Raw genomic sequence first — 23,501 nt, forward strand, 5'->3', positions numbered from 1 at the left:
CTAAACACCAAGGCGTTCGCCGTATTGCTTTGCGAAATAATTCTGATACTCACCCGTCTGGATTCGTTTCCACCAGTCTTGATTATCCAAGTACCAACGAATCGTTTCATGAATGCCAGTTTCAAAATTATGCTTTGGATTCCATCCTAGCTCTTTAGTAATCTTAGTTGCATCAATACCATAACGACGATCATGTCCAGGGCGATCTTTGACATATTGAATCAAGGACTCTGGTTTTCCTAGCTCGTGAAGGATTGTCTGAACGATTTGAATATTCGTTCGCTCATTATTACCACCGATATTATAAACTTCGCCGTTAATACCTTTATGTAAAACGAGATCAATCGCACTGCAGTGATCCTCAACGTACAACCAATCCCTAATGTTAAGACCGTCTCCGTAGACAGGTAGTGACTTATCGTTTAAAGCATTAGCAATCATTAGCGGGATTAACTTTTCAGGGAATTGATAAGGACCATAGTTATTGGAACAACGGGTAATGTTAACCGGAAGCCCAAATGTTTCGTGATAAGCCCGTACCAAGAGATCTGAACCAGCTTTACTAGCAGAGTAAGGACTGTTCGGAGCTAATGGTGTTTCTTCTGTGAAAAGTCCAGTCTCACCTAACGTTCCGTAAACCTCATCGGTGGAGACATGAACAAATTTCTTAACAGCATATTTTCTAGCTGCTTCAAGTAACACCTGTGTTCCAAGAACGTTCGTTTTCACGAACACGTCTGGCTCAAGGATACTCCGGTCCACATGCGATTCCGCGGCAAAATGAACAACCGTATCGACGCCTTGCTCGAATAGACTGTTCACTAATTCTGCGTTTGTGATATCACCTTTAACAAATGTATATTGGCTATTATTCTGAATCGATGTGAGATTCTCTAAATTCCCAGCATACGTTAGTGTATCCAGGTTAATGAATTCATAGCTTGGATAACGATCCAGCATATAATGTACAAAGTTACTGCCGATAAACCCGGCTCCACCAGTTACAAGTATTTTCATATCCTTATTACTCCTAAGTTAAAAGTTGATTTCCGCATCTTGGAGCAGCGGGTGTTTTTGATCTTTATCAGACAGGATAGGTTTAGATATTGGCCAATCTATTCCTATTGCTGGGTCGCTCCAAAGTATTCCCCTATCGTGCTCTGGAGAGTAATACTCGTCCACCTTATAAAGCACCTCAGTATTCGGCTCCAATGTACAAAATCCATGTGCATATCCCATTGGAACTAGAAGTTGCCGTTTGTTTTCACTACTTAGTTTAACCCCGTACCATTGTCCAAATGTAGATGAGGCTGACCGAATATCCACAACGACATCAAAAATAGAACCGGCTACCACTCTTACCAACTTCGCTTGGGCTTTTGGATTTAATTGATAATGAAGACCTCTGATTACACCTTCAGTTTTTGAAAGGGAGTGGTTATCCTGAACAAAATCATAATCAATGCCTAGGTTTAGAAATAAATCTTTTCTGTAACTCTCCATAAAAAAACCACGCTGATCCTCAATGATCTTAGGTTCCAGAATAAGAACACCATCTAAATTTGTTTGAGTAATTTCCATTAATGAATCTCCTCTCAAAGCTTAAGCTTACCGAACTCTTCACCGAAATCAAGGTCCTTAGCTAGTTCATTTGCTTTTACAAGAGAAGCATGCGTGCCTGCATCTGTCCACCAACCTTTTAGCACGTCAAAGGTAAGTTCTTCTTTATTAATATATGCGTTATTAACGTCTGTAACTTCTAATTCACCACGGCCTGAAGGCTTCAAAGTCTTAATAATATCAAATACATGACTATCATACATATAGATACCAGTAACTGCATATCCGCTTTTAGGAAATTTAGGTTTCTCTTCAATAGAAATAATTTTATCACCAGCAAGTTCAGGTACACCATATCTTTGAGGGTCATGAACTTCTTGAATTAATATTTTAGCTCCGTGGTCTTGCTCTCTGAAATTTTGAACATAACTAGAGATTTCATCACTAAACACATTATCTCCAAGAATAACTACCATTTTGTCTTCCCCAACAAAATGTTTTGCCAAACCAAGTGCTTCTGCGATTCCACCGGCTTCATCTTGAACCTTATATGTAAATGTGACACCCATTTCTTTACCGCTACCCAGAAGGTTAACGACATCTCCCATATGTTCTTTACCCGTTACAATTAGAATATCTAGAATGTCTGCTTGTTTAAGTTTATAAACGGAATGGAAAATCATTGGATATTTCCCCACTGGAAGGAGATGCTTGTTGGTTACTTTAGTTAATGGATATAATCTAGAACCCGTACCGCCTGCTAGGATGATACCTTTCATTGTGGTTTCTCCTTAAATTTCCTATTACCTAATATCACTTTTGTTAATATAAAAGTGATAGGTATTGAAATTATTAATATTATTAATGGTGCAAGTTTTTCATTAACATTTAGATTCTTTACTAGTATTATTAAAAAAAAAGTGTTTAAAAAATATTGAACAACATACACTAATGGAAACTGAAAAAATTTTTTAATAGAAACCTTTGTCTTAAAAACAAAAATAACATTTAGAAAATACGATATAAGTATTCCTAAGATATATGAAGTAGTATATGCTATCGTAATATTAGAAACGTTAAGAATAAGCAGGTATAATACATAAGTAACTACTGTATTTAATCCACCTACAATCAAATATCGAATGATCTCTTTTTGTAGAATGTTTCTCATGAGATCGTTACTTAACCAACTTCTCATCTACCAGATCAACAATCTCTGAAAAAAATGTTACTTTTCTTAAGATTGATTCATCGATTTTCAAGTCAAGTTCCTCTTCACATGTTGTTAATAAAGAAGCCCTTGATAATGAATCCCAATCATCTAAAGTATCCAATTGTGTTTCTAAATTTACTGTTCCTGATTGTACCATAACAATTTCCTCAAAAGCTGCAATAAATTCGTGTAATGTCATTTTTATTCCTCCTGATTTTTTTATTTTAAATTGAGTTTTATTACACAAGATGCCCAAGAATACCCCACACCAAATCCTACTAAAACAATATTGTCTCCATTTGAGCATTTTTCTTCTTGGAAGTCTCTAATTAAAGCTATAGGTATTGTCGAGGATACCGTATTACCACAATCAGCAAATTGTATCGAAAACTTTTCTGACTTGATACCAATTTTTCTGCGCAATGTTTCAAGCATATACTGATTCGCTTGATGAAAAACAAAATAATCTACTTGGTCTATAGATAAATTACTTTTTTCGAGCACTTTATTAATTGCTTTTGGTACTTCTTTTGAAGCAAAATTAAAAATCTCATTACCATTCATATATAAATTGCTTCTGGAACGTAAATTTCCGTGGTCATCTTGAATCTCTTCATATGAAGATGCCGTTAATGGTTCTTTCAAACCACCTGCATGAATAATTAAATTATCTGCTCCTTTACCATCTGTACCAAAGACAAAGGAACCAATAAAATCTTCATCACCTTCGCCCTCTTTTCCAGAAATCAAAGTAGCGGAAGCAGCATCTCCAAACAACAGTTGAACACTTCTATCGTTTGGGTTTATATACTTACTATAGGTATCTGCTGTTAACAATAATACATTCTTCGCCATTCCCGACTCAATTAAACCCTTTGCTAAAGATAATCCATAAACAAATCCAGAACATCCTAAATTAAAATCAAGAGCACCACAACTTGTAGGAAGACCAAGTCTTTCTTGAAGTAAGCATGCTGTAGTTGGAAGTATATAGTCCGGTGACTGTGTACAGTATAATAAAAAATCTATATCATCAGGATTCGCTTTTCCATTATTAAATATTTTCATTGCTGAATAGTAAGCTAAATCCGAGGCAAATTCGTCCTCCGCTGCGATATTTTTTGTCATAATGCCAATTTTGTGTGTTAATCGATCGTTTGGGTCGTTAAAGTCTTTACCATCTGGCAAGTAATATTCGATCGCACTAATATAACTTTTTATCAACTGTAGTCCCTCCTAATCTATTCGCCTGGTTAAAGAAGATGGAACTTTTGAAACTACTTTCGCTGGATTACCTGCAACGATAACATTCTCAGGCACATCTTTTTTTACTACACTTCCCGCAGCAACAATACTACCTTTACCAATTTTAACACCAGGTAAAATGACTGCTCCTACTCCTATTGAAACATAATCCTCAATAATGGCACCATACACATCATCGTTGTAGCCCTTCTTACCAAATAAATTATCATTTGCCATTGTCACACCGACACTAATAAAGACATGACTTCCAATTCTAACTCGCCCTGTAATATGGGTATTATCCATAATTCGAGTATTATTCCCAATTTCTACATCCGTATTAATAGTCACGCATCTACTTACTAAGACGCTTTCACCTAAGCGAACATTCGGCATTATAGAAGAGTTATCTCCAACTAAAGAGTCCCTACCTATTTCAACATCTTCATAAATGATAACATTACTGCAGATTGAAACGTCATCGGAAATATACGTTTGTCTCTTCTTTGAAAATTCTTTTTTTACAACTGAAGTTGGTGTTGCACTTCTACCAATAACAGAATGCTCTCCAATTATTACATTATTACCCACAGTTGCATCCTTATATATAATAGCGTAGTCACGAATTTCTACATTAGATCCGATATTATCACTATAAATTCTTGCAGTTTCATAAATCATATTAAGTATCTCCTTGATATGGATTATTCATAATATTCATCGACAATATAACTTGGTCTTCTTCTTGTTTCATCTAGAATTCTCCATAAGTACTCACCAATAATACCAAGCATAACCATTATTAAGCCTAATAAAAAAGTTATTAATCCAATTATTGTTGTCCAGCCCTGTAGTGTTGCAGTTCCTAATATAGCACTAATTATAACAACAACACCATATAAGAAACTTAGAACCGCAGTGATAAACCCGATTAAAGACATAAATCTAATGGGTGCATATGAAAAACTAACAAATGAATCAATGAATAATTTTATTTTCTTACTAAGAGTCCATCGTGACTTTCCATATTGACGTTGCTGTCTAATATACGGTACGGTCTCTTGTTTATGTCCAACCCAAAAAATTAAACTCATGATATTCGTATTTTTCTCATTCATTGTATTTAATTCATCAACAACTTGTCTATCTATAAGAACGAAATCAAACCCACCATTGGGATAATCCTTGATCGCAAATCTATTCATTAAATAGTAATAACTATTAGAAAACAATTTTTGAGAGAATGATTCTTCTCTATCCGATCTAGTAGCCATGACAACTTTACTTCCACTTTCCCACTTGCTTATCATTTCTGCAAAAAGCTCGGGAGGATCCTGTAAATCAGCAGAAATAATTCCGATACAATCCCCAGTAACATAGTGTAATCCAGCCTGAACAGCAGACATTGATCCAAAGTTTTTACTTAGCCTAACCACTTTAATTCTTGAATCTTCTTCTTTCTCTTTTAGCAGAAGAGATAATGAATTATCTTTAGACCCATCATCTACAAAGATAAACTCTAATTCAAACTCAGGTAAAATCTCCTGTAATTTTTTTAGCCGCGGTACAGTATGAGGTATATTCAATTCATTAAAGTAAATCGGAATCACTATAGAAAACTTTTTTTTAGAACTCATTAATAACCTCCGCTACATATTCAGCTTGAGCTAAGGTCATTACAGGACTAATAGGTAAACTTAGAACTTCTCTATGGATTCTCTCTGAGATAGGATAAGTATGTTTATTCCATTCCAAATAGGCCTCTTGTTTGTGTGGTGGGATGGGATAATGTATTAGTGTTTGGACCCCTCGCTCTTTCAAGTATTGCTGCAATTCATCTCTTACTTCTGATCTAATTACAAAGACATGCCAGACGTGTGTTAATTCATCTTCCTGTTCAACTGCTGGCAGTATGACTTTGCTATTATTAATACGTTTAAGATAGAGATTAGCTATATTTCTTCTAATATTATTATCATCATCTAAGAAGGGTAATTTGGCCCTGAGAATAGCTGCATGGAGTTCATCCAATCTACTATTCACGCCCTTAACTATATTTTCATATTTCTTATGTGATCCATAATTCCTCAGAGCCTTAAGATTTATATAAAGTTCTTTATCATTTGTAGTTACAGCCCCTCCATCTCCTAAAGCTCCGAGATTTTTTCCAGGGTAAAAGCTGAATGCACCTGCATCTCCTAAATTCCCAACTCTCCCACCCTCATACATTGCTCCATGAGCTTGAGCACAATCTTCTATTATTTTCAAATCATTTCTTTTAGCAATTTCAATGATTGGTGCCATATTACATGTTTGACCGTACAAGTGAACAACCATAATCGCTTTAGTTCTAGAAGTTATTTTTTCTTGAATCAATTTCGGATCTATATTAAATGAATCAATATTGGGTTCAACTAAAATTGGTGTTGCCTTATTAGCTGATATTGAGAGCATGGAAGCAATATAAGTGTTTGATGGGACTATAACTTCATCTCCCTCACCAATATTATATGCTCTTAGAATTAACTTTAGCGCATCTAATGCATTAGCTACACCTATACAATATTTTGTTCCACAATAACTAGCGAATTCTTGTTCAAAGGATTCCACTTCAGATCCAAGAATATACCATCCTGAATGTAAGCACCTATTTATACTTTCTTTTATTTCTTTTTCATGGCGAATGTTAATTTGCTTCAGATCTAAAAATGGTATCACTTTTTAACTACCCCTCTATTGATTATTTATTATCCATAAACTTCAATGAATTTGCTATAATCCCTAATATAATCTTCTGGGTCGTAATAATGGGAGGCTAGCACCAATAGAACACAATCTGGGGAAAAATCGTACATTTCGTGCCAGTCGTTAGGTTCTAAGAGTAAAATTTTGTTAGGAGCATCAAGCACTATTTCATTTTCCCTAAGAGTGTTATCTAGATGAATTTTACAGTTTCCATTAACACTTACTAATGCTTGTCTTGTTTTATAATGAGCATGAAATCCCCTCCTAACATTTGGTTCTGTATTGTAAATATAAAAAGTTCTTTTTATCTCGAATGGAATTGTCGTATTACTCTCAATCACCGCAAGTAATCCTCTTTCATCCCCAAATTGATCAATATTTATTATTTTGCTTTCCATCATGAATTATTTCCCCTATTATTTTATTTTTCATTTAAAACAAATGTCTATACCAGAAAATCCTATTAGTTTGCATATCCATAATAAAAGATAAATTAAACATAATAATTAGAAATAATACATAAGAAGCTACTATAAGAGTTGGTTTAAAATAATTTTTTCTGACACCAAATTTTTTTATTAAAAATTCCATACCAATAGTTGACAACGGAAGTAATAGCATAAATATTGGGAAACCGAATCTAGATTCAACTACAGTGGTCGAGATGAAAATTAAATAAAAAGATACAAGAAATAACAATGAACCATAAATAAATTTTTTAGATTCCGATGAATAAAAGTTCCTTTTTAAGAGATCATATACCCCTAATATTACTAAATACCAGAAAGTATATAAGTATATAGAACCTACAATCCTACCCTTTGGATAAAAATCATTTATATATGATTCTATATAACCCCAATCAATCACGCCAAAAATGTGAGAAACCACAAGTACTAATCCATTAAGCGGATTTTCAAACATTAATTCATATATATTGGTATTTTCTGCAGTTTTAAATGGCGAGTTATAATATAACTGAGGAGTTTCATTAGGAATAACTACTGTTCCATATTTAAGGTAATGTGCTGACCATATACTTTGTTTCTCGTAAAGTTGTTCGTGTATTAATGGATTAAATTCGTTAAATTCTTTGAAATTATTATAAATTTGTGGTGAAAATATTACTAATGAAAGCATTATTGTAATTAAAACATTTCTCAACAAAACAAAGAGGTTATGCCTTATTTTGATTAAAATAATAATCGATACTAGTAATAAAAAAATTAGTGCAGATGGTCTTGTTACTATTGATAGAAGAATCGGAGTAATTGCTATTATAAAATTCTTTGTTTTATGTAAATCAGTAGTAAGAATCAATACTATTGAAATAGTAAGTAAACAAGTAGAGAGTAAATCTGTTAAAAAAAGTGTTGATACATTTAATAAATATACATTTAACATTCCTATAATAAATATTAAATTCCAATAGATTTTTTTATTAGTAATTTGATAAAATTTATTAGCCATTAAGAGAATAGTGAATAAATATATTGTAAATTGCAATACACTAAATAGAATTTTTATAGTTTTAATATTTCCATCTGTAAATAATCTACATAGAGAAATTAAAAGTGATAAAAAATATGTCCTTAATGGTTCATTAAAATTGTACAATCCTTTGTTTGTTATTTGTGAGCTTAAATTAATATAGGAATTTTCATCATAAAAGTTAGAATTAATATTAATTCTCAGATAATGAACAAATAAACTAAATGAAATTATTAGAATAATTATTACTATTAGTCTATTAACAAAGGAAAACAACTTCCAATTCAAATACTCACCTCATTTAAATGCTGTCAACTAATATTAATCTTTGATTCCTTTTTCTTATTAACGTTATTAAAAAATAAATCAATAAAATGATCCAAAAGCTAAATGTAATATATGCTGAAACTATAGTACTTATTGGTTTAAATATAAATGTAATATGGTGTTGACCTTTATTAACCTTTACTCCCATAACTCCTGAATTGGTTGAATAGAGTTGAGAAGGTTGATTATCAACCAGAACCTTCCACCCTGAAAAATTGGATTGTTCTAATATAACAAATGAAGATTCATTTGCATTTAAAGTTACAGATATATCATTACTTTTAACAAGCAATTGCGTATTAAGTATTTTTTTAGCAGCTCTTTCCTTAATAGTAATTTTATGATTAGATTCATCCTCTAATATATCTGAATTAGTTATAGCCCATATAGCTGGATCACCTTCATTTGGTAAAAGTTTATTCCTTAAAGCAGATTCAAAGTTCTTTAAGTAGAAGTTACCAACATAACCTCCAGTTTGAAATCTTCTAGTAAAAACTGTATCTGCTAATGCTACTGGTTTAGGTTTTACGTACTCATTCGGTACATAAGATACCTCAGATTTATAAATATTTTTAATAAGTTCGTTATAATCTTCTGGTTTTTGGGGTGCACCAATAGTAAATTTCCCATTTCTCAAAACTGCTAAAGAAGAAAAACATATCACCAAAATTAATAGTGAGATATAAAGAACATTTTTCTTATAAAGAAAAATTATTGAACTTGTAAATGCGGTTAGTATTATTGTACTAAGCACAAATTCTGAAATAATTTTTTTGGGCATGTCTATACTTGGAATCTCGAACAATCTTTGAATTATTAAGAATAGGGAGATGGTACCTAATACATATACAAATATCCAAAATATTTTCCTCATTTTTTTTAGTAACTTAATATTATTGAAAATTAATTCTGTGTTTAATGAAACAAGAATAATTAAGTAAAAAAAGAAAAAATATCTAAATCCTGTTGGAAATCTAGATGCACTAATACCAGGTAAAACCAGATATAAAATTTTAAATAATATAGTATTTTTACCGAGGCAAATTAAAAATGAAAATATAATCTGAAACCAAAGTCCAATCTCCTTAATTCGTCTTGGGAGAATACTAAATGCTAATATAATAATTGGAAGTGCTACATAAGTGTTATTCATAGATATATCTACATTTTGAATAAGCTTACTTTTTATTTGAGGTATTACTGGTGATAGAGAACTGAACCAATTCCAATATGTTAATGATGAAGAAGTAGCCACTTCATAAGTTAATTTTTCTCTTGTAATTTCATTAATAACTTGCAAGATAGAAATGATACCTACTAAACCAAATAACCCACTAGTAGCTACTACAACCAGAATATCACGTAATACCAAAATGAGTAGTTGTTTAAATTTATATCTTGCAAGGAGGGATGGGATAGCAAATAGAAAATCAATAAATATAAATAAAACACTTAGCATAATAAATGGTGGGTAGTTATTTAATATTAATAATGCTAAAGAAACCCCTATTACTATAGCCCAATTAAAACTTAATGATTTTATCCACTTTGTGTATGAAAAATACAACAATGGAAATATTGCAGCTGCTGAAATAAATGTTAAATGCTCCGCGTTTGAAACAAATAATCCACTAGTTGCATAAGCTATTCCACCGATACAACAAAGCCACTTATTAGAAACATGATTATCAATGCTTAAGTATGTGAATATTGCTGCGAAAAAAATCAAAAACATATATTGAAATTGAAGTAAGACCAGATTGTATCCTATTAAACCAAATACAATCGTAAATGGAGACCAAGTAGGAAAACCAAGTAAGTTACCCATCGGAACTCCTCTATATTGAAACGGCTCCCATAAAGGCAATTCCCCATGTTTCAGTGCATTCGAAAGTGAAACTGATATGGGAAACGTCCCTCCATACATATCCCATTTAAGCCATAATTTACATGTTAATACTGAAATATAGATACATGCAATGATAAATATCATTAAAGAAATATGGAAATAGTTACTATCTTTATTATAGTACTTCAGCAACACACTACGCATTTATTCAACTCCATACAAATAATTTTTGAGAGAACAATATATTGAATTTATAGACTCAAAGTATCATCCTCATCCAAATAATCGCCCGATTGAACTTCAATTAAAATGAGATCAATTTTCCCTGGGTTTTCAAGTCTGTGTTCTACTCCCATTGGGATGTAAGTTGATTCATTTGTTCTAATTATTTTTACATCTCCATCAATCGTCACTTGTGCAGTTCCATTAACTACTATCCAATGTTCATTACGATGAAAGTGTTTTTGTAAAGCTAGCTTTTGTCCAGCTTTGACCACAACTCTTTTTATTTTATACCTTTGTGACACTTCAAGCACTGTATAATGACCCCATGTTTTGTACACAGTTGAATGGGTTACTGTTAGCTCGGGCCTTATCAATTGTAATTTACCAACAATCTCTTTTACCTTCTGTGAGGATCCCTGTTTAGAGACTAACAGTGCGTCTGATGTGTCTATAATAATTAAATCCTCTACATCTATTGTAGTGACTAATCTGTCACTTGTAAGTATTAGGTTATTCTTAGAGTCGATATTAACACTATTGTCAGATATTGTATTTCCATATTCGTTTCTTGGTAGTTCCCTGTGTAGTGCTTCGAAGTTCCCCTAAATCGGACCAATCAATATCTGCATGAATAACCTTCACCCTATCACTCTTTTCCATTAAAGAGTAATCTATGCTGATAGCAGGGATAGCCATCATATCCTCAATTTTAATTCTAATGAAATTGTTTTTAGAAGCATTGTCATACGCATTCTTTGAATTCATAAAAATATCGGGAGAATATTGTAATAGTTGTTCTAGAAAAACACCTGCTTTGAAAATAAACATTCCGCTATTCCAATAAAAATTCCCTCGTTCCATGTAAGACATAGCAGTATCAGCATCTGGCTTTTCCTTAAATGAAATCACATCATTACCTGATGACTCAATATAACCAAATCCTGTTTCAGGATAAGTTGGTTTTATGCCGAATGTTACGAGGTACCCATCGCGCGCAAACATTTGAGCCTCTTCCATTAGTGCTTCGTATTTAGTAACATTTTTCACAAAATGATCAGACGGCGTAACCAGAACGATGTCATCTTTATTTAAGTGTAAACATGCTAATGCAATTGCAGGTGCAGTATTCCTTCCAACAGGCTCTAAAAGAAAAAGGCTATCTTCAACATCTATTTGATGAAGTTGATCCAAAGCCATAAAATATTGTTCTTCATTCGACACAATCATCAATTGATTACATATATTTTGATTTCTTTGAACGGTTTTTTGAAATAATGATTGCTGATCCATAAATTTAGAAAATTGTTTGGGGGATTTAGATCTAGATAACGGCCAAAGTCTTGTACCATTTCCCCCACATAAAATGATATTTATCATATTAATTCTCCTATGGCCTGATGTCTAAGCTAATAACCTTCTTAGCCGCTTCCTTTGAAAAATACTGTTGAATATATGTCCTCGAACTAGATGACTGCGATTGCCACAAATGTTCATCGTGATATATATGACATACTTTGGCTGCAAATTCTTCAGGAGTATCACATATAGATACAACATCTCCTATATTTTCTAATCCCTCAGCTCCTATAGGAGTGGTTACTATGGGTACTTGATTAAATAATGATTCAACAACTTTGCCCTTAACCCCCGCGCCGAATCTTAAAGGAACAACAACCAATCTGCAACGACTGTAATATTCAGCTAATTCATCATCTGTAACGAAGCCTGTTACTATAATATTAGTTGACTCCATCGCCTTAAGTTCATCCGGTGGATTTGAACCAATAATATAAAATTTAATTTCTTGCGACTTTTCTATAATCAGAGGGAATATTTCTTTAATAAACCAGCAAACTGCATCATAATTTGGCTTATGATTGAATCCACCCACAAAAAGTATGTCTTTTCGATTACTGAATGCTGCTATTTTTTCTAAGTAATCGGATTCTTCATACATATAAAGGGGTATATTTCGCACTGGCTTATTAGGTAATTCGAATTGTATTATTTCTTGTTCATAAGAGCCAACTACATGTATGATATCTGCTTTATTAAACAATTCGAATTCGATTTTCTTCCAATTTTCAGACGACTTCAATAGTTCTGGATTTTTATTTACTTCGTAATTCCTTGCTTCTCTTATATAATGAAGGTCATGTCCAAAATAAACAACCTTAGCTTTTGAATATTGCTTAAGTAAATCAATATATTTGATTGATATATGTGGTCTGTTCAAGTAGATATAATCGATATATTTACCGTTCTGTTTTATCCAATCTTTAATGTGGCTGTTGTACCAGTTACCATATAAGACTTCTATTCCTATTTGCTCCAAGTTAGAGGTATATGGCTCATGTTTGAAGAAATTATCTCCGATAAAAATTACTCGATAGCCTAATTCAACAAATAATTGCAAATATTGATAAGTACATCTTCCGCCAGCATCTTTATCATAGTGTGGAACATAATGATCAATAACAAGGATGGTTTTTTTTGAAAAACTTCTATCCCTAGCATTGAAGACTTGCTGTCCATTTGCATAATTTTCTTTATTTAATACTTCAGACCATTTATTTAAAAAGGTTTCTTTGTTCTTTATTTGATAACTCTTAATTCCTGAACCTGTATCAGTTCCGTGCGAAACCCCTTCAAAATGAACAACAACGGATTTAGGCTGAAGAACTACCTTGTAACCATGTTTACGCACTTCAAAAGCTAAATCAGAATCCTCATAGTAAGCGGGAACATAAAGCTCATCAAACCCACCTATCGCATTCCACAAATCAGTACGGATCATGATAGCAGCACCAGAAATATAATCCACTTCTTTTACATAGTTATATTCAGGTTTACTCGGGTCATCCAATCTGCCGTAGTTCCATCCGCTTGCATCATTCCAAATGATACCCCCGGCTTCTTGAAGTCTGCCATCTGGATAAACCAATTTGGATCCAACCATACCTATTTTACTATTGTTTTCGACTAAATCCACCAAATATTTCAACCAGTCTACTTGAACATTAGTGTCATTATTCAAAAAGAATATATACTTCCCTTTTGCTTGTTTCGCCGCGTTGTTGCAATTCAGCAAAAAACCTCTGTTGACTCCATCTCGAACGACACGGATATTTTCAATATAATTTGATATATGGATCGTTTCGTCATTCGACATATCGTCCGCGATAATAACTTCATACGCAATATTATCAGTGTTCATCGAGATTGATTTTAAACATGAATAAGTATAATCCCATTGATTGTATACAGGAATAATAATAGAAACCAATGGCTTTTCATAATTGGGAAATACTATTTTCTCTTTAATTTGATTCGAATCAACCAGTTTAATTTCAAATTGGTTAACTTTCTTATGTCGATCCATGTAATGATCAATACGACTTTCTATATTCCCCAAGTCCTCAGTACTCATGTAATATCGTAATTTCTTCAAATTAGATTTATTCAAACTTCTTAACATCTTACGTGGTTCTTTTATTGATTTAGAAACTAGTTTAATGGCTAATCTTCTTTTACTACTCTTAGGTATCACCATGTCTCTGAGACGATAATACTTAGTAAGAAGTTTCCACCCGCTAGAATGATATATATTATTTAGGGTTCTATCACTCTCTAATAATAGGTTTATATGACCGTCTTTGTTTTTAAGTTCCTGGTCCTTGTTTTGAATTTCTTGATTATGATCTCCTATCTCCATCATTCTTTTTTCTATATTCTGCTTTAACTGACGATTTTCATTTTGGGAATCGTTCACTTCCCCTTGAAGATCCATCGTTTTTCCTTGTAAATCTTTTATTACATTCTTTAGCCTATGTATCTCAGCTGAAAGCTCTCCAATATTGGCATCTAAATATTTAATATGTTTATTTTTATCATCTACCTCATCTTGAAGAGACAGTATTCTATTCAACATCTCACTATATTTGTCAGCAAAAAGAATGGATGAACCACATTTTAGGCGTTTAATATGCTCATCGCTACATATGGCAATAAAGTATGTACCCTCTGTATCGGGGTTATCTTGCTCTAGTTTCAGTTGCCGGATGTCTTCTTCATCTGAAAAACGGGTTATGACCGATGCCACTTCGTTCTTTTGATGAAAGATTTCAACTTCTTTGAAATATCTGCCGAGAAATTCGTTGAACTCGTTTTTATAAAATTCCTTAATGTGAAAAGGATTTTGATAATTACGCAGGTCAGAATAAATATGCTTATTAGGGGTTGAGATTATTAATATGCCTTCATGTTTAAGTACTCTTTTCACTTCACTTAGGAATGCATTCTGCAATGTCTCATCTACATGTTCAATAGTCTCAAAAGAAACAATTAAATCTATCGAATGATCTTCTACTGGCAAGTTTTCTATAGATGCTGTTAGGAAAGATAGGTTTTCTTTTGAATATACTGTATTGGCATGTTTTATCGTTTCATCACTTATATCTATCCCTATAACCTTTTTTGCTGTATCGGAAAGAATGGACGATCCATACCCTTCACCACAAGCAGCATCAATAACTATTTTCCCTTTAACTAATTCTGTAATCGATAAATATCTTTGAAGATGCTCCACTTTTATTTGCATTTCTGTTAGATGTGGCACAAATCGTTCACCAGTAAATTCCATGTATTCCCCGCCTTATTCTAAAGAATAAAATTTCACATTATCCATAACGAAAAATCCACTCAATTGATACTTTTGTACAGGTAATACCTGAACAATTAATGCATCATGAACCCAGCTATGTTGCGTATGTACTTCCTGAGAACCTGAAGCTATGGCTGGAGAAATTGAATATTGCCCGATATTTAATGGCGGAAATTGAAATTCAAAACAAAATCCGTAATAATTATCCTTTTTCATTTCCTGAATAGATTCTTCAAGTACAAAGCTGTTTGATTGCGTAATAACATTGCCTATTCTGTCTTTTAAAGAAAACCCAATGATAGGATCCTTTATTGAAGTATTTGCTTTAATTTTAATGGACATTTTTACGGGTTGACCTGGCTCAACTATTGAGATCTTCTTACCAGATTTCACATCGAATAAAGATATCCCAGCAATCCTAGCATCATTATCGCCTAAAACATCCAAACTTTCATTGATGGCATCTATTTGTTGAATACTGTCATCTAACTGTTCGTTTTCTTGATCTCTTGATGTTTTGTTTAAATTCGAACCCATCATATAAGCTTGGTACTTTTTAGATAATTCCTTTGGGTTACCCTCGTCAAGCAATACCCCCTCATTAATCCAAATCGCTCTATTACAATATTTATTAACGACTGATAAATCATGAGATACAAACAATATCGTCTTTGTATCTTTGAATTCATCTATTTTACGAAAACATTTCTGTTGAAATCTCATATCCCCGACACTCAAGGCTTCATCAATAATTAGTATTTCAGGATCTATATTAATTGCTACGGAAAAAGCTAATCTTACAAACATTCCGCTTGAGTAAACTTTGACAGGCTGATAAATAAATTCACCAATATCTGCAAAGGACAAGATATCATCTAACTTCTGATCCATTTCATCTTTAGTATAGCCCATAATTGTACCATTCATATAAATGTTCTCAAGACCAGTTAATTCTGGATTAAAACCAGCACCAAGTTCTAATAATGCTGATATTTTCCCATTTACATCAATCTTACCTGAAGTTGGATTTAATACACCTGTTATCATTTTTAGTAAAGTTGATTTACCAGAGCCGTTCTTCCCAATAATTCCTAATGTTTCCCCTTTTCTGACTTCAAAAGAAATATTATTAATTGCATGAAATTCTCTGTGGTATCTTTTGCCAAAAGGATTTAAAGACTCAAGAAGTCTGTCCGATGGTTTATCGTAAAGTTTATATATTTTACTTAAGTTATTTGCTTGAATGGCTAAATCATTCTTCATTTCTTATTCTCCTTATAAAACATCTGCAAAATGAGGTCTTAGTTTCTTGAACAGAATCTTCCCTATAATTAAAAGGACAACCGTGATCGTCCAAAAATTAATAGTTTGAAACTCATGCTGCCAGAACCACTTATGGTAAATGAAGGTTTCTCTATACCCTTCAATGATGTAATACATTGGATTCAACTTATAAATAAACACATATTTCTCTGGAATGATCTTTAAGGAATAAAAAATCGGTGTTAACCAAAACCCAAATTGGACAACCATTGAAATAATTTGTCCAATATCTTTAAGAAAGACAGTAAGTGAAGAAGTTATCCACGAGAGACCAATAAGTAGAAGAATCATACCACCTAAATAATATGGTATTTGTAAAAGGTAAATCGTCGGCCCATAGCCATACAATAAAAACATAATAAAGAGAAACACCAAAAAGAAAATATGTACAAATAATGCCGAGTAAATTTTAACAATGGGTAAAATGCTAACACGAAATACTACTTTTTTAACCAAATAGCTACTCTCTGTGATAGAATGAACACTTGTTTGCAAACTTTCAGCGAAATAATTCCAAGGTATCATTGCTGTTGAAAGCCAAAGTATAAAGGGGAAGTCGTCAACGGGTGTGGATTTAAATCCAACTTGGAAAACAAACCATAAAATCAAAATGTTAATTGTAGGTTGTATAAACGCCCAGGTAATCCCTAAATAGGATCCTAAGTTCTTCTTTTTAAAGTCGTTTTTAGCAAGAACCCAAATAAGTCGTTGATTTACGGTGAGTTCTCGAAACAATTTAAACCATGACTTTTTCACTATTTGCAAACTCCTTTAAATAAGTTAATCTCATTAATAATTAAGATGTTCAGAAATATCTTATCAAATCAAGGACTTAAATACTACCTCTCTAACATTTTGTGAAATATGTGGAAATCAATTTAATCTTTCGACATACTTTCCTCATAATTAATTTGTAAAATAAAATATACTTAATTTAAAGGGGAAATAATTACATATGCCTCATGATGCTCAGCCTATATTTATTATTGGTTCCTATAGGTCCGGAACTAGTGTATTAACTTGGTGCTTAGGTCAACACAGCAATATTCTTCCTTTGGAAGAGACTAATTGGATAAGTCGATTAAGTGTTAATATTGAAGATTTGTATTCATTAGGAACTACCAATAATCACCACTCTCATTTAGGTGCAATTGGAATTACTAAAAACAAATTCTATGAATCTTTTGGGCTTCACATTGATAAATTCATTAAAGCCCACAAAATCAATTTAATAGAGAATGGAAAGAAATTAACTAAAATATATTCGCTAGGCAATGACAAATATAGTATACAGCGATCAGTAAGTGACCCAAAAAAACGATGGATTGATGGGACACCTGAGAACTCTCATTATGTTTATGGATTAATTAAAATGTACCCAAAGGCTAAATTCATTCATATACTTAGAAATCCAGAGAATGTTGCAAGATCTTTGATGCACTTTTCAACAGTAGGGGTTAGAGATTATCCTGAAGTAGAAGCATACACTACATGGCTACGGCTAACTCAAGATTGTGTATTTGCAGAAAGAGCCTTGGGTTCAGAAAAGGTTCTCAGAATTTATTTTGAGGATTTCATTAGTAACCCACATGAAACAATATCTAAATGCTTAGAATTTGTAGGGGAATCATTTGATAGTAATTGTCTTCTTCCTTTAGGCACTAAAATCAACAGTTCTACATATTCACAAGATGATGATTCTAAAAATTCAAGTCAATTTCCTATTGCAAAAAAAGAAGCATTAGATTTCTATTCAAGTTTGTTAATTGATCAAAAAAAACATACGTCACCTTCATTATCTAATTACAGATACATTCGCTCAAAATTCAATAATTATGCAAAATCACAAAGTCCTAATGAAATCGATAAACTGAGCCAATGGGCATCCAACCTTCAAATTGAAAATGATCAAAAGGATAAACGGATTGCACAATTGGAAAGAGAATTACAAAAATTCAAACCACTTGTGTTAAAGGACTATGGCCCAAAAGAGATCATAGCCAATCAATCATTTAACTTACAAGAAAACGGTGAGAACGCAATCTGGGTTGCTGCCGAAAATGCCACAGAATCAACTAGGATTTCTTTAAATGGTAATATTTTAAGTTCATCTGTCCAAAACGAAGGAAAACTTGTAACTGCAATTGTCCCAAGAGAACTAACCACTTATCATGGTAATTATAACTTGCATCTTATTGACACTAAAACCGGTGAACTATCAAATGAAGTAAATTTGACTGTATATTCAGTTTGATAGTATAACTTTCCCAACAGGAGCATGAGCATGAGTAAAATAATGTCCCAGGTTTTTTGGCATCAACCTAAAGTATCAATAAATGACCGAAGAACATTAAACAAACATAAAAGCTGTGTCATCTGGCTAACTGGCTTGTCTGCTTCAGGTAAGTCTACATTAGCGAATGAATTGGACAAGTTTTTGTATAGGCAAGAAATCCGTTCCTATGTATTAGATGGTGATAATGTTAGGCATGGGTTGAATAAGGATCTAGGATTCTCTCCAGATGAAAGAAAAGAAAATATTCGGCGTATAGGAGAAGTAGCGAAACTTTTTGTAGATGCTGGCTTAATCACTATAACTGCATTCATTTCTCCTTATATGGAGGATAGGAAAACAGTTCGCAAAATGTTCTCTGAAGGGGAATTCATAGAAGTTTATGTTAAATGTTCCGTCGATGAATGTGAGCGACGCGACCCCAAAGGTTTATATAAAATGGCCCGTTCGCAGCAGCTCAAAGAATTTACAGGTGTATCGGCACCCTATGAGGTTTCGGAATCCCCGGAGTTAGTAATTGAAACAGAAAAGCAATCTGTCGAGGCTTCTGTTCTGCAATTGGTTAGCTTTCTAAGGAACCGTGAGTTTTTGTAAAGACGAAAAGCCTCTTCCTTTTTGTAAAGAGAGAGGCTTTTTTTTATTAATAATCACTTATATTGGAAACCCTCTTCCAGTATGCTAAAATAAAGTCGAACTTTAGCGAAGAAGGAGACTGTTTTGTCATGAGTGCAAGTAAGAATGCCTACGCGGCTTCGCGTGCAAAAGCGAATGGAACGATAACGACAGAGAAAAGCTCTGTTATTTTTTGGATTTTGGCTGTGTTTACGGGCTTGTTTATGTTCTGGGCGCCGTTTCAACGGGCGTTGTTCAATGGTGGGACTTACGATTTTGAGAGAACAATCTACTCGGCTTCCGTGTGGTCCTCCATCATATTACTGCTCATTGCAATCCTTGCATTCTTTGTATTCAAGCTTAAGGAACAAAAAGATGTATTGACCATTCTAGTCTTGCTGATGCCCCTGACTTACGTGATCTCTCTTTCAAATTCGGCATCACATTATTTGGCAACAAATATGATCTATATACAAATGCTGTATGCAACCTTCTTCATTTTAGGTGTATTTCTGACAAAAAACAAGCTAGGCACGTCGATTGTTGCCGCTTTATTGTTGATCTCCGGTTACTTCGTAGTAATCTTCGGACTTTTGTACTGGTTAGGTAACGGAAACTTCGCTGGGCACCTAGTCGGATGGTTCGCACTCATGGATGCAAGTACACCTTATTTGTACCGCGATGCGATCATGACTGACTCCAACGGTTTACGTTTAACCTCAGTTTTCCAATATGCGAATACGTATGCTGCCTTCTTAATCACGTTATCCCTTAGTTCATTGTTCTTCATTGTTAAGTCTAGTAAATGGTACATAGTTCTACTTAATGCAATTATGTTAATACCCATCATTGTTTCGTTCTGGTTAACTCTCTCCCGCGGAGCGATTGTAGTTATTCCCGTTGTTTTCTTAATTATGCTTTTCTTCTTCTCAATTAGTAGACAGATTCTAGCACTCATACAATTTGGACTAGCTTTCGCTGCGTCATTGGTCATTCTACAGAAAGTAACAGATATCGGGATTGGATTACAAAAACAGCCTAGTGCAGCTGAATCCTGGCACGGCTGGTGGATTTTACTTCTTACATCGATAGTTTTCACTGCACTTGCAGTCGTTATTCAACGCTTCGGAGTCTCCTTGGTTGGAGCGAGTGACAGCTCGATTCTCAGCTAAGAAGAATGCTGCTTTCATCCTCCCTATAGCTGCTATTATCGTCGGTGTTATAGGAGCTGTTCTTCTTTTCGGAGATACAGGTTTGAAAAATATCCTTCCTAACAATGTCAAAATACGTCTTGAGAATATCAACTTCCAACAACACAGCGTTCTAGAGCGCGGTACTTTTTACAAAGATGCTGTGAAGCTCTGGTCGGACTATCCGATCATTGGAGCAGGCGGTGGCGCTTGGGCTTCTTTATATGAGAAGTATCAAAATAACCCGTACACAAGTCGTCAGGCTCATAACTTCGCCCTTCAATACTTGGTTGAGGCTGGAGCGCTAGGATTCCTTGCCTTTATCGGTTTCGTACTTGCTGTTATGGTGTTTTATATACGAAGCTACATCAAAAGCTCACAGGAAAAAAGAGATCTACACTTCCTATTTTTCATCGTAACAGTTTCACTCTTAGCACACAGTATGATTGACTTCGATTTGAGTTATGTGTACTTAGGTGCTATCTTGTTCCTTGCATTAGGTGGGATGCTGAGTAACAGTACATCGGCTCCGATACGATTAAAGTCTGATTCACTTGCGCTCCACAAAATGTTCCCGGCACTCCTAGCAGTCTTGTCGATCGTAATGTTCTATATCTCAGCTCAACTAGTCTCGGCGAATAGTTCTTATAAGCAAACACTTGAAGTTATCAAAAAGAGTCAAGATTACAATCAAATTGTAACTCCGCTGGACAAAGCGATTTCTTTGCATCCTGCTCATCCAGACTATTTATTAACAGGACAGGTCAGCAGAATCGGGATTCTACTTCAAGTTTCTAATCAGATGCAGAAGGAAGACCCGAAGAAAGCAGAAACTTTCTTCAATCAAGCACAAGATCTTCTCAATCAATTGTTGAAAAAGGAACCGCATAACCGGATGGTCGCCATGCAGCAGCTCAATATGCTTCTGATTAAAGGCGAAACTCAAAAAGCGTTAGACTGGTCCACCGCTCAAATTCCTAACTATCCTTGGTATATTGATCTCTATGAAAAAAGCATGTCTTTAAATATCGAACTCGCAAACCAAGACATTCAAAAGAATAATATACAAGATACGAATAAAAAGCTCGACAATGTACTTACCACATACAATGAAGTTCTGGCTCGCATAGATTCCCTGAAGAATCTGCCTAAAGAACAAGCACAAGGACGCGAGTTCGCTGTGACGCCTAGTATGGCGCTCAATGTAGGTCAAGTTCACTACATGCGTGGTGACTATGCGGGGGCAGCTAATACGATTAAACCGTATGTGACTGATAAATTCGATGATCAGACGAACCGCGTCGTCGCCAGATGGTATCTGGCTTCTCTTAAGAAGCAAGGAACTGCGGACAATGATTTGTTAAATAAGCTTATTGCCAAGGATCCAGCGGAGAAACAGAATATTGATGCAATCATAGCTACTAATTTTCAGTTGAAATAGAAAAAAGGCGCCACAGTGATGTGGTGCCTTTTTTCTATTTTCCTTTTCCTTTTCCTTTACCGCCCCGTCCACATATCCATCACACTGTCCGGATCCTGAAACATTTTATAAGGAATATAGCAGTACCCATGATCTCCCCAGTCCGCGCCCCAGCTATTGCGCACGATGACATAACCTGACTGGCCTCGATCCACATACCCGACTGCCAACATGGCATGTCCGCCCAGAACACGTTCAAGCTTCTTCTTCGGAACCGGAATTTTGCCCGTTTGGGCTGCTTCAGGAGATTGGAAGCTCTCGTATAACATCATGCCGATAACAACGGGTGATTGCTCAGCCAGTGCTGCCTTGAGGGCATATAAGTCGGTGATCCGATGGTAGTCGCCGATTTTATAATTAGCTGCATCCATTTCTGCTTTGGAATCGGGCGTATCTCTGAAATCCCCAATGTTATACGGATAATCCTCTTCTGGACAAACGCCAATCTTCTGGAGCACTTTCATCCCATCTCGGATATAGGCCCCTGAATCTTCATCCACATGGCCTTCGAGCTTGCGTTCGTGCCAATACAAGAAAAGCCGAGAAAGGGCTGTCCACTTCTCCTGACTGCTTACGAGTAAATACTCTCGAAGCCCGCTAGCTATGGCGTTGGCCGTACAGCTTCCGAGTGCGCCTTGATCGACAATGGGGGACATGTTTGAGCGCAAGTCGACTTTCTTGGGCAGCTCGCTCGGGGACTTAAACGCCGTACTCATAAAATGATAATCGCGTAAATCACGCTTTTCCCGCTTTAATGGAAACACACGATTCGACATAACCACACACCCTTTCAATATGATACATAATTATACAATTTATACTAAAATATGTATACGGTCTGTTTCACTAGACTAATAGAAGCCCAGCCCCCCATGCATTGTTCATTTCTACTGTTCTGAGTACACACAAAACAACCCCCAAAAAGAATCAATGATTCTTTCCGAGGGTTTCTTATCTATTTCTCGCGCAGCATGCCTTGATGCGGATGCGGATGAGTACCGCAATATTCATCTACCTCAGAACAAGTATAAACATGTTCATAGACTGGAACGCAGTGGTGGCGGTTAACGATTTGAATAGGATGAATAACTTGAACTCTTTGTGGGTGGTAGAAGTCTCTTACAACTCTTTCTGGATCTGTCATGATTGGGTCAGCAGGTGGACATTGAAATGGTTTGGCTGGGCCAGGTTGGCTAAGCGGACTGAGTTGGCTAGGTTGGCTAATCGGGCTGAAATGGTGATGGTGATGTTTGTGTTCCATGGATGGGTCAACTCCTCTATAGGT

General features: G+C 34.6%; 23 protein-coding genes and 1 pseudogene. 4 read left to right on the top strand and 20 right to left on the bottom strand.

The window, feature by feature from the left end; all coding sequences use genetic code 11:
- The 18 genes and pseudogenes from rfbB to ACBP55_RS33325 form a co-directional block, all read right to left on the bottom strand.
- Positions 1 to 1,017: a dTDP-glucose 4,6-dehydratase gene (gene rfbB / locus ACBP55_RS33240; RefSeq protein WP_464647812.1), complete on the bottom strand. Its 1,017-nt coding sequence runs from the start codon at positions 1,015 to 1,017 to the stop codon at positions 1 to 3.
- 18 nt (positions 1,018 to 1,035) lie between these two features.
- A complete protein-coding gene (gene rfbC, locus ACBP55_RS33245) occupies positions 1,036 to 1,581 on the bottom strand; it encodes a dTDP-4-dehydrorhamnose 3,5-epimerase (protein ID WP_464647813.1) in 546 nt (181 codons plus the stop codon).
- A gap of 14 nt (positions 1,582 to 1,595) precedes the next feature.
- Complete coding sequence (locus tag ACBP55_RS33250; protein WP_464647814.1) at positions 1,596 to 2,339, bottom strand: sugar phosphate nucleotidyltransferase; 744 nt, start codon at positions 2,337 to 2,339, stop codon at positions 1,596 to 1,598.
- Positions 2,336 to 2,758 (bottom strand): GtrA family protein, encoded by a 423-nt coding sequence (locus ACBP55_RS33255; protein WP_464647815.1) that lies wholly within the window; start codon positions 2,756 to 2,758, stop codon positions 2,336 to 2,338. Before ACBP55_RS33255 ends, ACBP55_RS33250 begins: the two co-directional genes overlap by 4 nt.
- Complete coding sequence (locus ACBP55_RS33260) at positions 2,739 to 2,972, bottom strand: hypothetical protein (RefSeq protein ID WP_464647816.1); 234 nt, start codon at positions 2,970 to 2,972, stop codon at positions 2,739 to 2,741. Before ACBP55_RS33260 ends, ACBP55_RS33255 begins: the two co-directional genes overlap by 20 nt.
- A 20-nt stretch (positions 2,973 to 2,992) precedes the next feature.
- A complete protein-coding gene (locus ACBP55_RS33265; protein WP_464647818.1) occupies positions 2,993 to 3,997 on the bottom strand; it encodes a ketoacyl-ACP synthase III in 1,005 nt (334 codons plus the stop codon).
- 12 nt (positions 3,998 to 4,009) lie between these two features.
- Entirely contained in the window at positions 4,010 to 4,699 is a 690-nt protein-coding gene (locus ACBP55_RS33270; protein WP_464647819.1) for an acyltransferase, read from the bottom strand.
- A 23-nt stretch (positions 4,700 to 4,722) separates the two neighbouring features.
- Complete coding sequence (locus tag ACBP55_RS33275; protein ID WP_464647820.1) at positions 4,723 to 5,655, bottom strand: glycosyltransferase family 2 protein; 933 nt, start codon at positions 5,653 to 5,655, stop codon at positions 4,723 to 4,725.
- Entirely contained in the window at positions 5,645 to 6,736 is a 1,092-nt protein-coding gene (locus tag ACBP55_RS33280) for a DegT/DnrJ/EryC1/StrS family aminotransferase (RefSeq protein ID WP_464647821.1), read from the bottom strand. Before ACBP55_RS33280 ends, ACBP55_RS33275 begins: the two co-directional genes overlap by 11 nt.
- 29 nt (positions 6,737 to 6,765) lie before the next feature.
- Positions 6,766 to 7,164 carry a sugar 3,4-ketoisomerase gene (locus ACBP55_RS33285; RefSeq protein ID WP_464647823.1) on the bottom strand — a complete coding sequence of 133 codons (399 nt, stop codon included), beginning with the start codon at positions 7,162 to 7,164 and terminating at the stop codon, positions 6,766 to 6,768.
- 31 nt (positions 7,165 to 7,195) lie between these two features.
- Positions 7,196 to 8,542: a hypothetical protein gene (locus ACBP55_RS33290; RefSeq protein ID WP_464647824.1), complete on the bottom strand. Its 1,347-nt coding sequence runs from the start codon at positions 8,540 to 8,542 to the stop codon at positions 7,196 to 7,198.
- A 13-nt stretch (positions 8,543 to 8,555) separates the two neighbouring features.
- Positions 8,556 to 10,634 carry a YfhO family protein gene (locus ACBP55_RS33295; protein WP_464647826.1) on the bottom strand — a complete coding sequence of 693 codons (2,079 nt, stop codon included), beginning with the start codon at positions 10,632 to 10,634 and terminating at the stop codon, positions 8,556 to 8,558.
- 47 nt (positions 10,635 to 10,681) lie between these two features.
- Positions 10,682 to 10,966, bottom strand: a complete 285-nt coding sequence (locus ACBP55_RS33300) for a phosphomannose isomerase type II C-terminal cupin domain (RefSeq protein WP_464647828.1) — start codon at positions 10,964 to 10,966, stop codon at positions 10,682 to 10,684.
- Between the two features lie 126 nt (positions 10,967 to 11,092).
- Positions 11,093 to 11,203, bottom strand: a pseudogene (locus tag ACBP55_RS33305) (mannose-1-phosphate guanylyltransferase); the annotation flags it as partial.
- Positions 11,196 to 12,032 (bottom strand): mannose-1-phosphate guanylyltransferase, encoded by an 837-nt coding sequence (locus ACBP55_RS33310; protein WP_464647830.1) that lies wholly within the window; start codon positions 12,030 to 12,032, stop codon positions 11,196 to 11,198. The gene ACBP55_RS33310 and the pseudogene ACBP55_RS33305, both read right to left, overlap by 8 nt.
- A gap of 10 nt (positions 12,033 to 12,042) precedes the next feature.
- On the bottom strand, positions 12,043 to 15,297 hold the full coding sequence (locus ACBP55_RS33315) for a glycosyltransferase (RefSeq protein ID WP_464647831.1): 3,255 nt from the start codon (positions 15,295 to 15,297) through the stop codon (positions 12,043 to 12,045).
- 12 nt (positions 15,298 to 15,309) lie between these two features.
- Complete coding sequence (locus tag ACBP55_RS33320; RefSeq protein WP_464647833.1) at positions 15,310 to 16,581, bottom strand: ABC transporter ATP-binding protein; 1,272 nt, start codon at positions 16,579 to 16,581, stop codon at positions 15,310 to 15,312.
- Positions 16,582 to 16,593: 12 nt separating this feature from the next.
- Positions 16,594 to 17,397: an ABC transporter permease gene (locus ACBP55_RS33325; protein ID WP_464647834.1), complete on the bottom strand. Its 804-nt coding sequence runs from the start codon at positions 17,395 to 17,397 to the stop codon at positions 16,594 to 16,596.
- 199 nt (positions 17,398 to 17,596) lie between these two features.
- On the opposite strand from ACBP55_RS33325, the gene ACBP55_RS33330 reads away from it, so the two are divergent.
- The 4 genes from ACBP55_RS33330 (at position 17,597) to ACBP55_RS33345 (ending at position 22,177) form a co-directional block, all read left to right on the top strand.
- Positions 17,597 to 18,895 (top strand): sulfotransferase family protein, encoded by a 1,299-nt coding sequence (locus ACBP55_RS33330; RefSeq protein ID WP_464647836.1) that lies wholly within the window; start codon positions 17,597 to 17,599, stop codon positions 18,893 to 18,895.
- A gap of 30 nt (positions 18,896 to 18,925) precedes the next feature.
- Positions 18,926 to 19,528 (top strand): adenylyl-sulfate kinase, encoded by a 603-nt coding sequence (gene cysC / locus ACBP55_RS33335; protein ID WP_464647838.1) that lies wholly within the window; start codon positions 18,926 to 18,928, stop codon positions 19,526 to 19,528.
- A 128-nt stretch (positions 19,529 to 19,656) separates the two neighbouring features.
- Positions 19,657 to 20,718 (top strand): hypothetical protein, encoded by a 1,062-nt coding sequence (locus ACBP55_RS33340; RefSeq protein WP_464647840.1) that lies wholly within the window; start codon positions 19,657 to 19,659, stop codon positions 20,716 to 20,718.
- The gene (locus ACBP55_RS33345; RefSeq protein ID WP_464653516.1) at positions 20,696 to 22,177 is read left to right on the top strand and encodes an O-antigen ligase family protein; all 1,482 of its coding nucleotides are present in this window, start codon (positions 20,696 to 20,698) and stop codon (positions 22,175 to 22,177) included. The genes ACBP55_RS33340 and ACBP55_RS33345 overlap by 23 nt, the downstream gene beginning before the upstream one ends.
- 56 nt (positions 22,178 to 22,233) lie before the next feature.
- On the opposite strand, the gene ACBP55_RS33350 is transcribed toward ACBP55_RS33345, so the two are convergent.
- Complete coding sequence (locus ACBP55_RS33350) at positions 22,234 to 22,992, bottom strand: C1 family peptidase (protein ID WP_464647842.1); 759 nt, start codon at positions 22,990 to 22,992, stop codon at positions 22,234 to 22,236.
- Positions 22,993 to 23,171: 179 nt separating this feature from the next.
- Positions 23,172 to 23,477, bottom strand: coding sequence for a hypothetical protein (locus tag ACBP55_RS33355; protein WP_464647844.1), 306 nt, complete (start codon positions 23,475 to 23,477; stop codon positions 23,172 to 23,174).
- Positions 23,478 to 23,501: the final 24 nt, after the last annotated feature.

The organism is Paenibacillus sp. WG02 (genome assembly GCF_055396115.1).

Bases quoted from the DNA above. Each gene is read 5' to 3' on its own strand.
- rfbB (WP_464647812.1), bottom strand. From the start codon at position 1,017: ATGAAAATACTTGTAACTGGTGGAGCCGGGTTTATCGGCAGTAACTTT.
- rfbC (WP_464647813.1), bottom strand. From the start codon at position 1,581: ATGGAAATTACTCAAACAAATTTAGATGGTGTTCTTATTCTGGAACCT.
- ACBP55_RS33250 (WP_464647814.1), bottom strand. From the start codon at position 2,339: ATGAAAGGTATCATCCTAGCAGGCGGTACGGGTTCTAGATTATATCCA.
- ACBP55_RS33255 (WP_464647815.1), bottom strand. From the start codon at position 2,758: ATGAGAAGTTGGTTAAGTAACGATCTCATGAGAAACATTCTACAAAAA.
- ACBP55_RS33260 (WP_464647816.1), bottom strand. From the start codon at position 2,972: ATGACATTACACGAATTTATTGCAGCTTTTGAGGAAATTGTTATGGTA.
- ACBP55_RS33270 (WP_464647819.1), bottom strand. From the start codon at position 4,699: ATGATTTATGAAACTGCAAGAATTTATAGTGATAATATCGGATCTAAT.
- ACBP55_RS33275 (WP_464647820.1), bottom strand. From the start codon at position 5,655: ATGAGTTCTAAAAAAAAGTTTTCTATAGTGATTCCGATTTACTTTAAT.
- ACBP55_RS33285 (WP_464647823.1), bottom strand. From the start codon at position 7,164: ATGATGGAAAGCAAAATAATAAATATTGATCAATTTGGGGATGAAAGA.
- ACBP55_RS33295 (WP_464647826.1), bottom strand. From the start codon at position 10,634: ATGCGTAGTGTGTTGCTGAAGTACTATAATAAAGATAGTAACTATTTC.
- ACBP55_RS33310 (WP_464647830.1), bottom strand. From the start codon at position 12,032: ATGATAAATATCATTTTATGTGGGGGAAATGGTACAAGACTTTGGCCG.
- ACBP55_RS33315 (WP_464647831.1), bottom strand. From the start codon at position 15,297: ATGGAATTTACTGGTGAACGATTTGTGCCACATCTAACAGAAATGCAA.
- ACBP55_RS33320 (WP_464647833.1), bottom strand. From the start codon at position 16,581: ATGAAGAATGATTTAGCCATTCAAGCAAATAACTTAAGTAAAATATAT.
- ACBP55_RS33330 (WP_464647836.1), top strand. From the start codon at position 17,597: ATGCCTCATGATGCTCAGCCTATATTTATTATTGGTTCCTATAGGTCC.
- cysC (WP_464647838.1), top strand. From the start codon at position 18,926: ATGAGTAAAATAATGTCCCAGGTTTTTTGGCATCAACCTAAAGTATCA.
- ACBP55_RS33340 (WP_464647840.1), top strand. From the start codon at position 19,657: ATGAGTGCAAGTAAGAATGCCTACGCGGCTTCGCGTGCAAAAGCGAAT.
- ACBP55_RS33350 (WP_464647842.1), bottom strand. From the start codon at position 22,992: ATGTCGAATCGTGTGTTTCCATTAAAGCGGGAAAAGCGTGATTTACGC.
- ACBP55_RS33355 (WP_464647844.1), bottom strand. From the start codon at position 23,477: ATGGAACACAAACATCACCATCACCATTTCAGCCCGATTAGCCAACCT.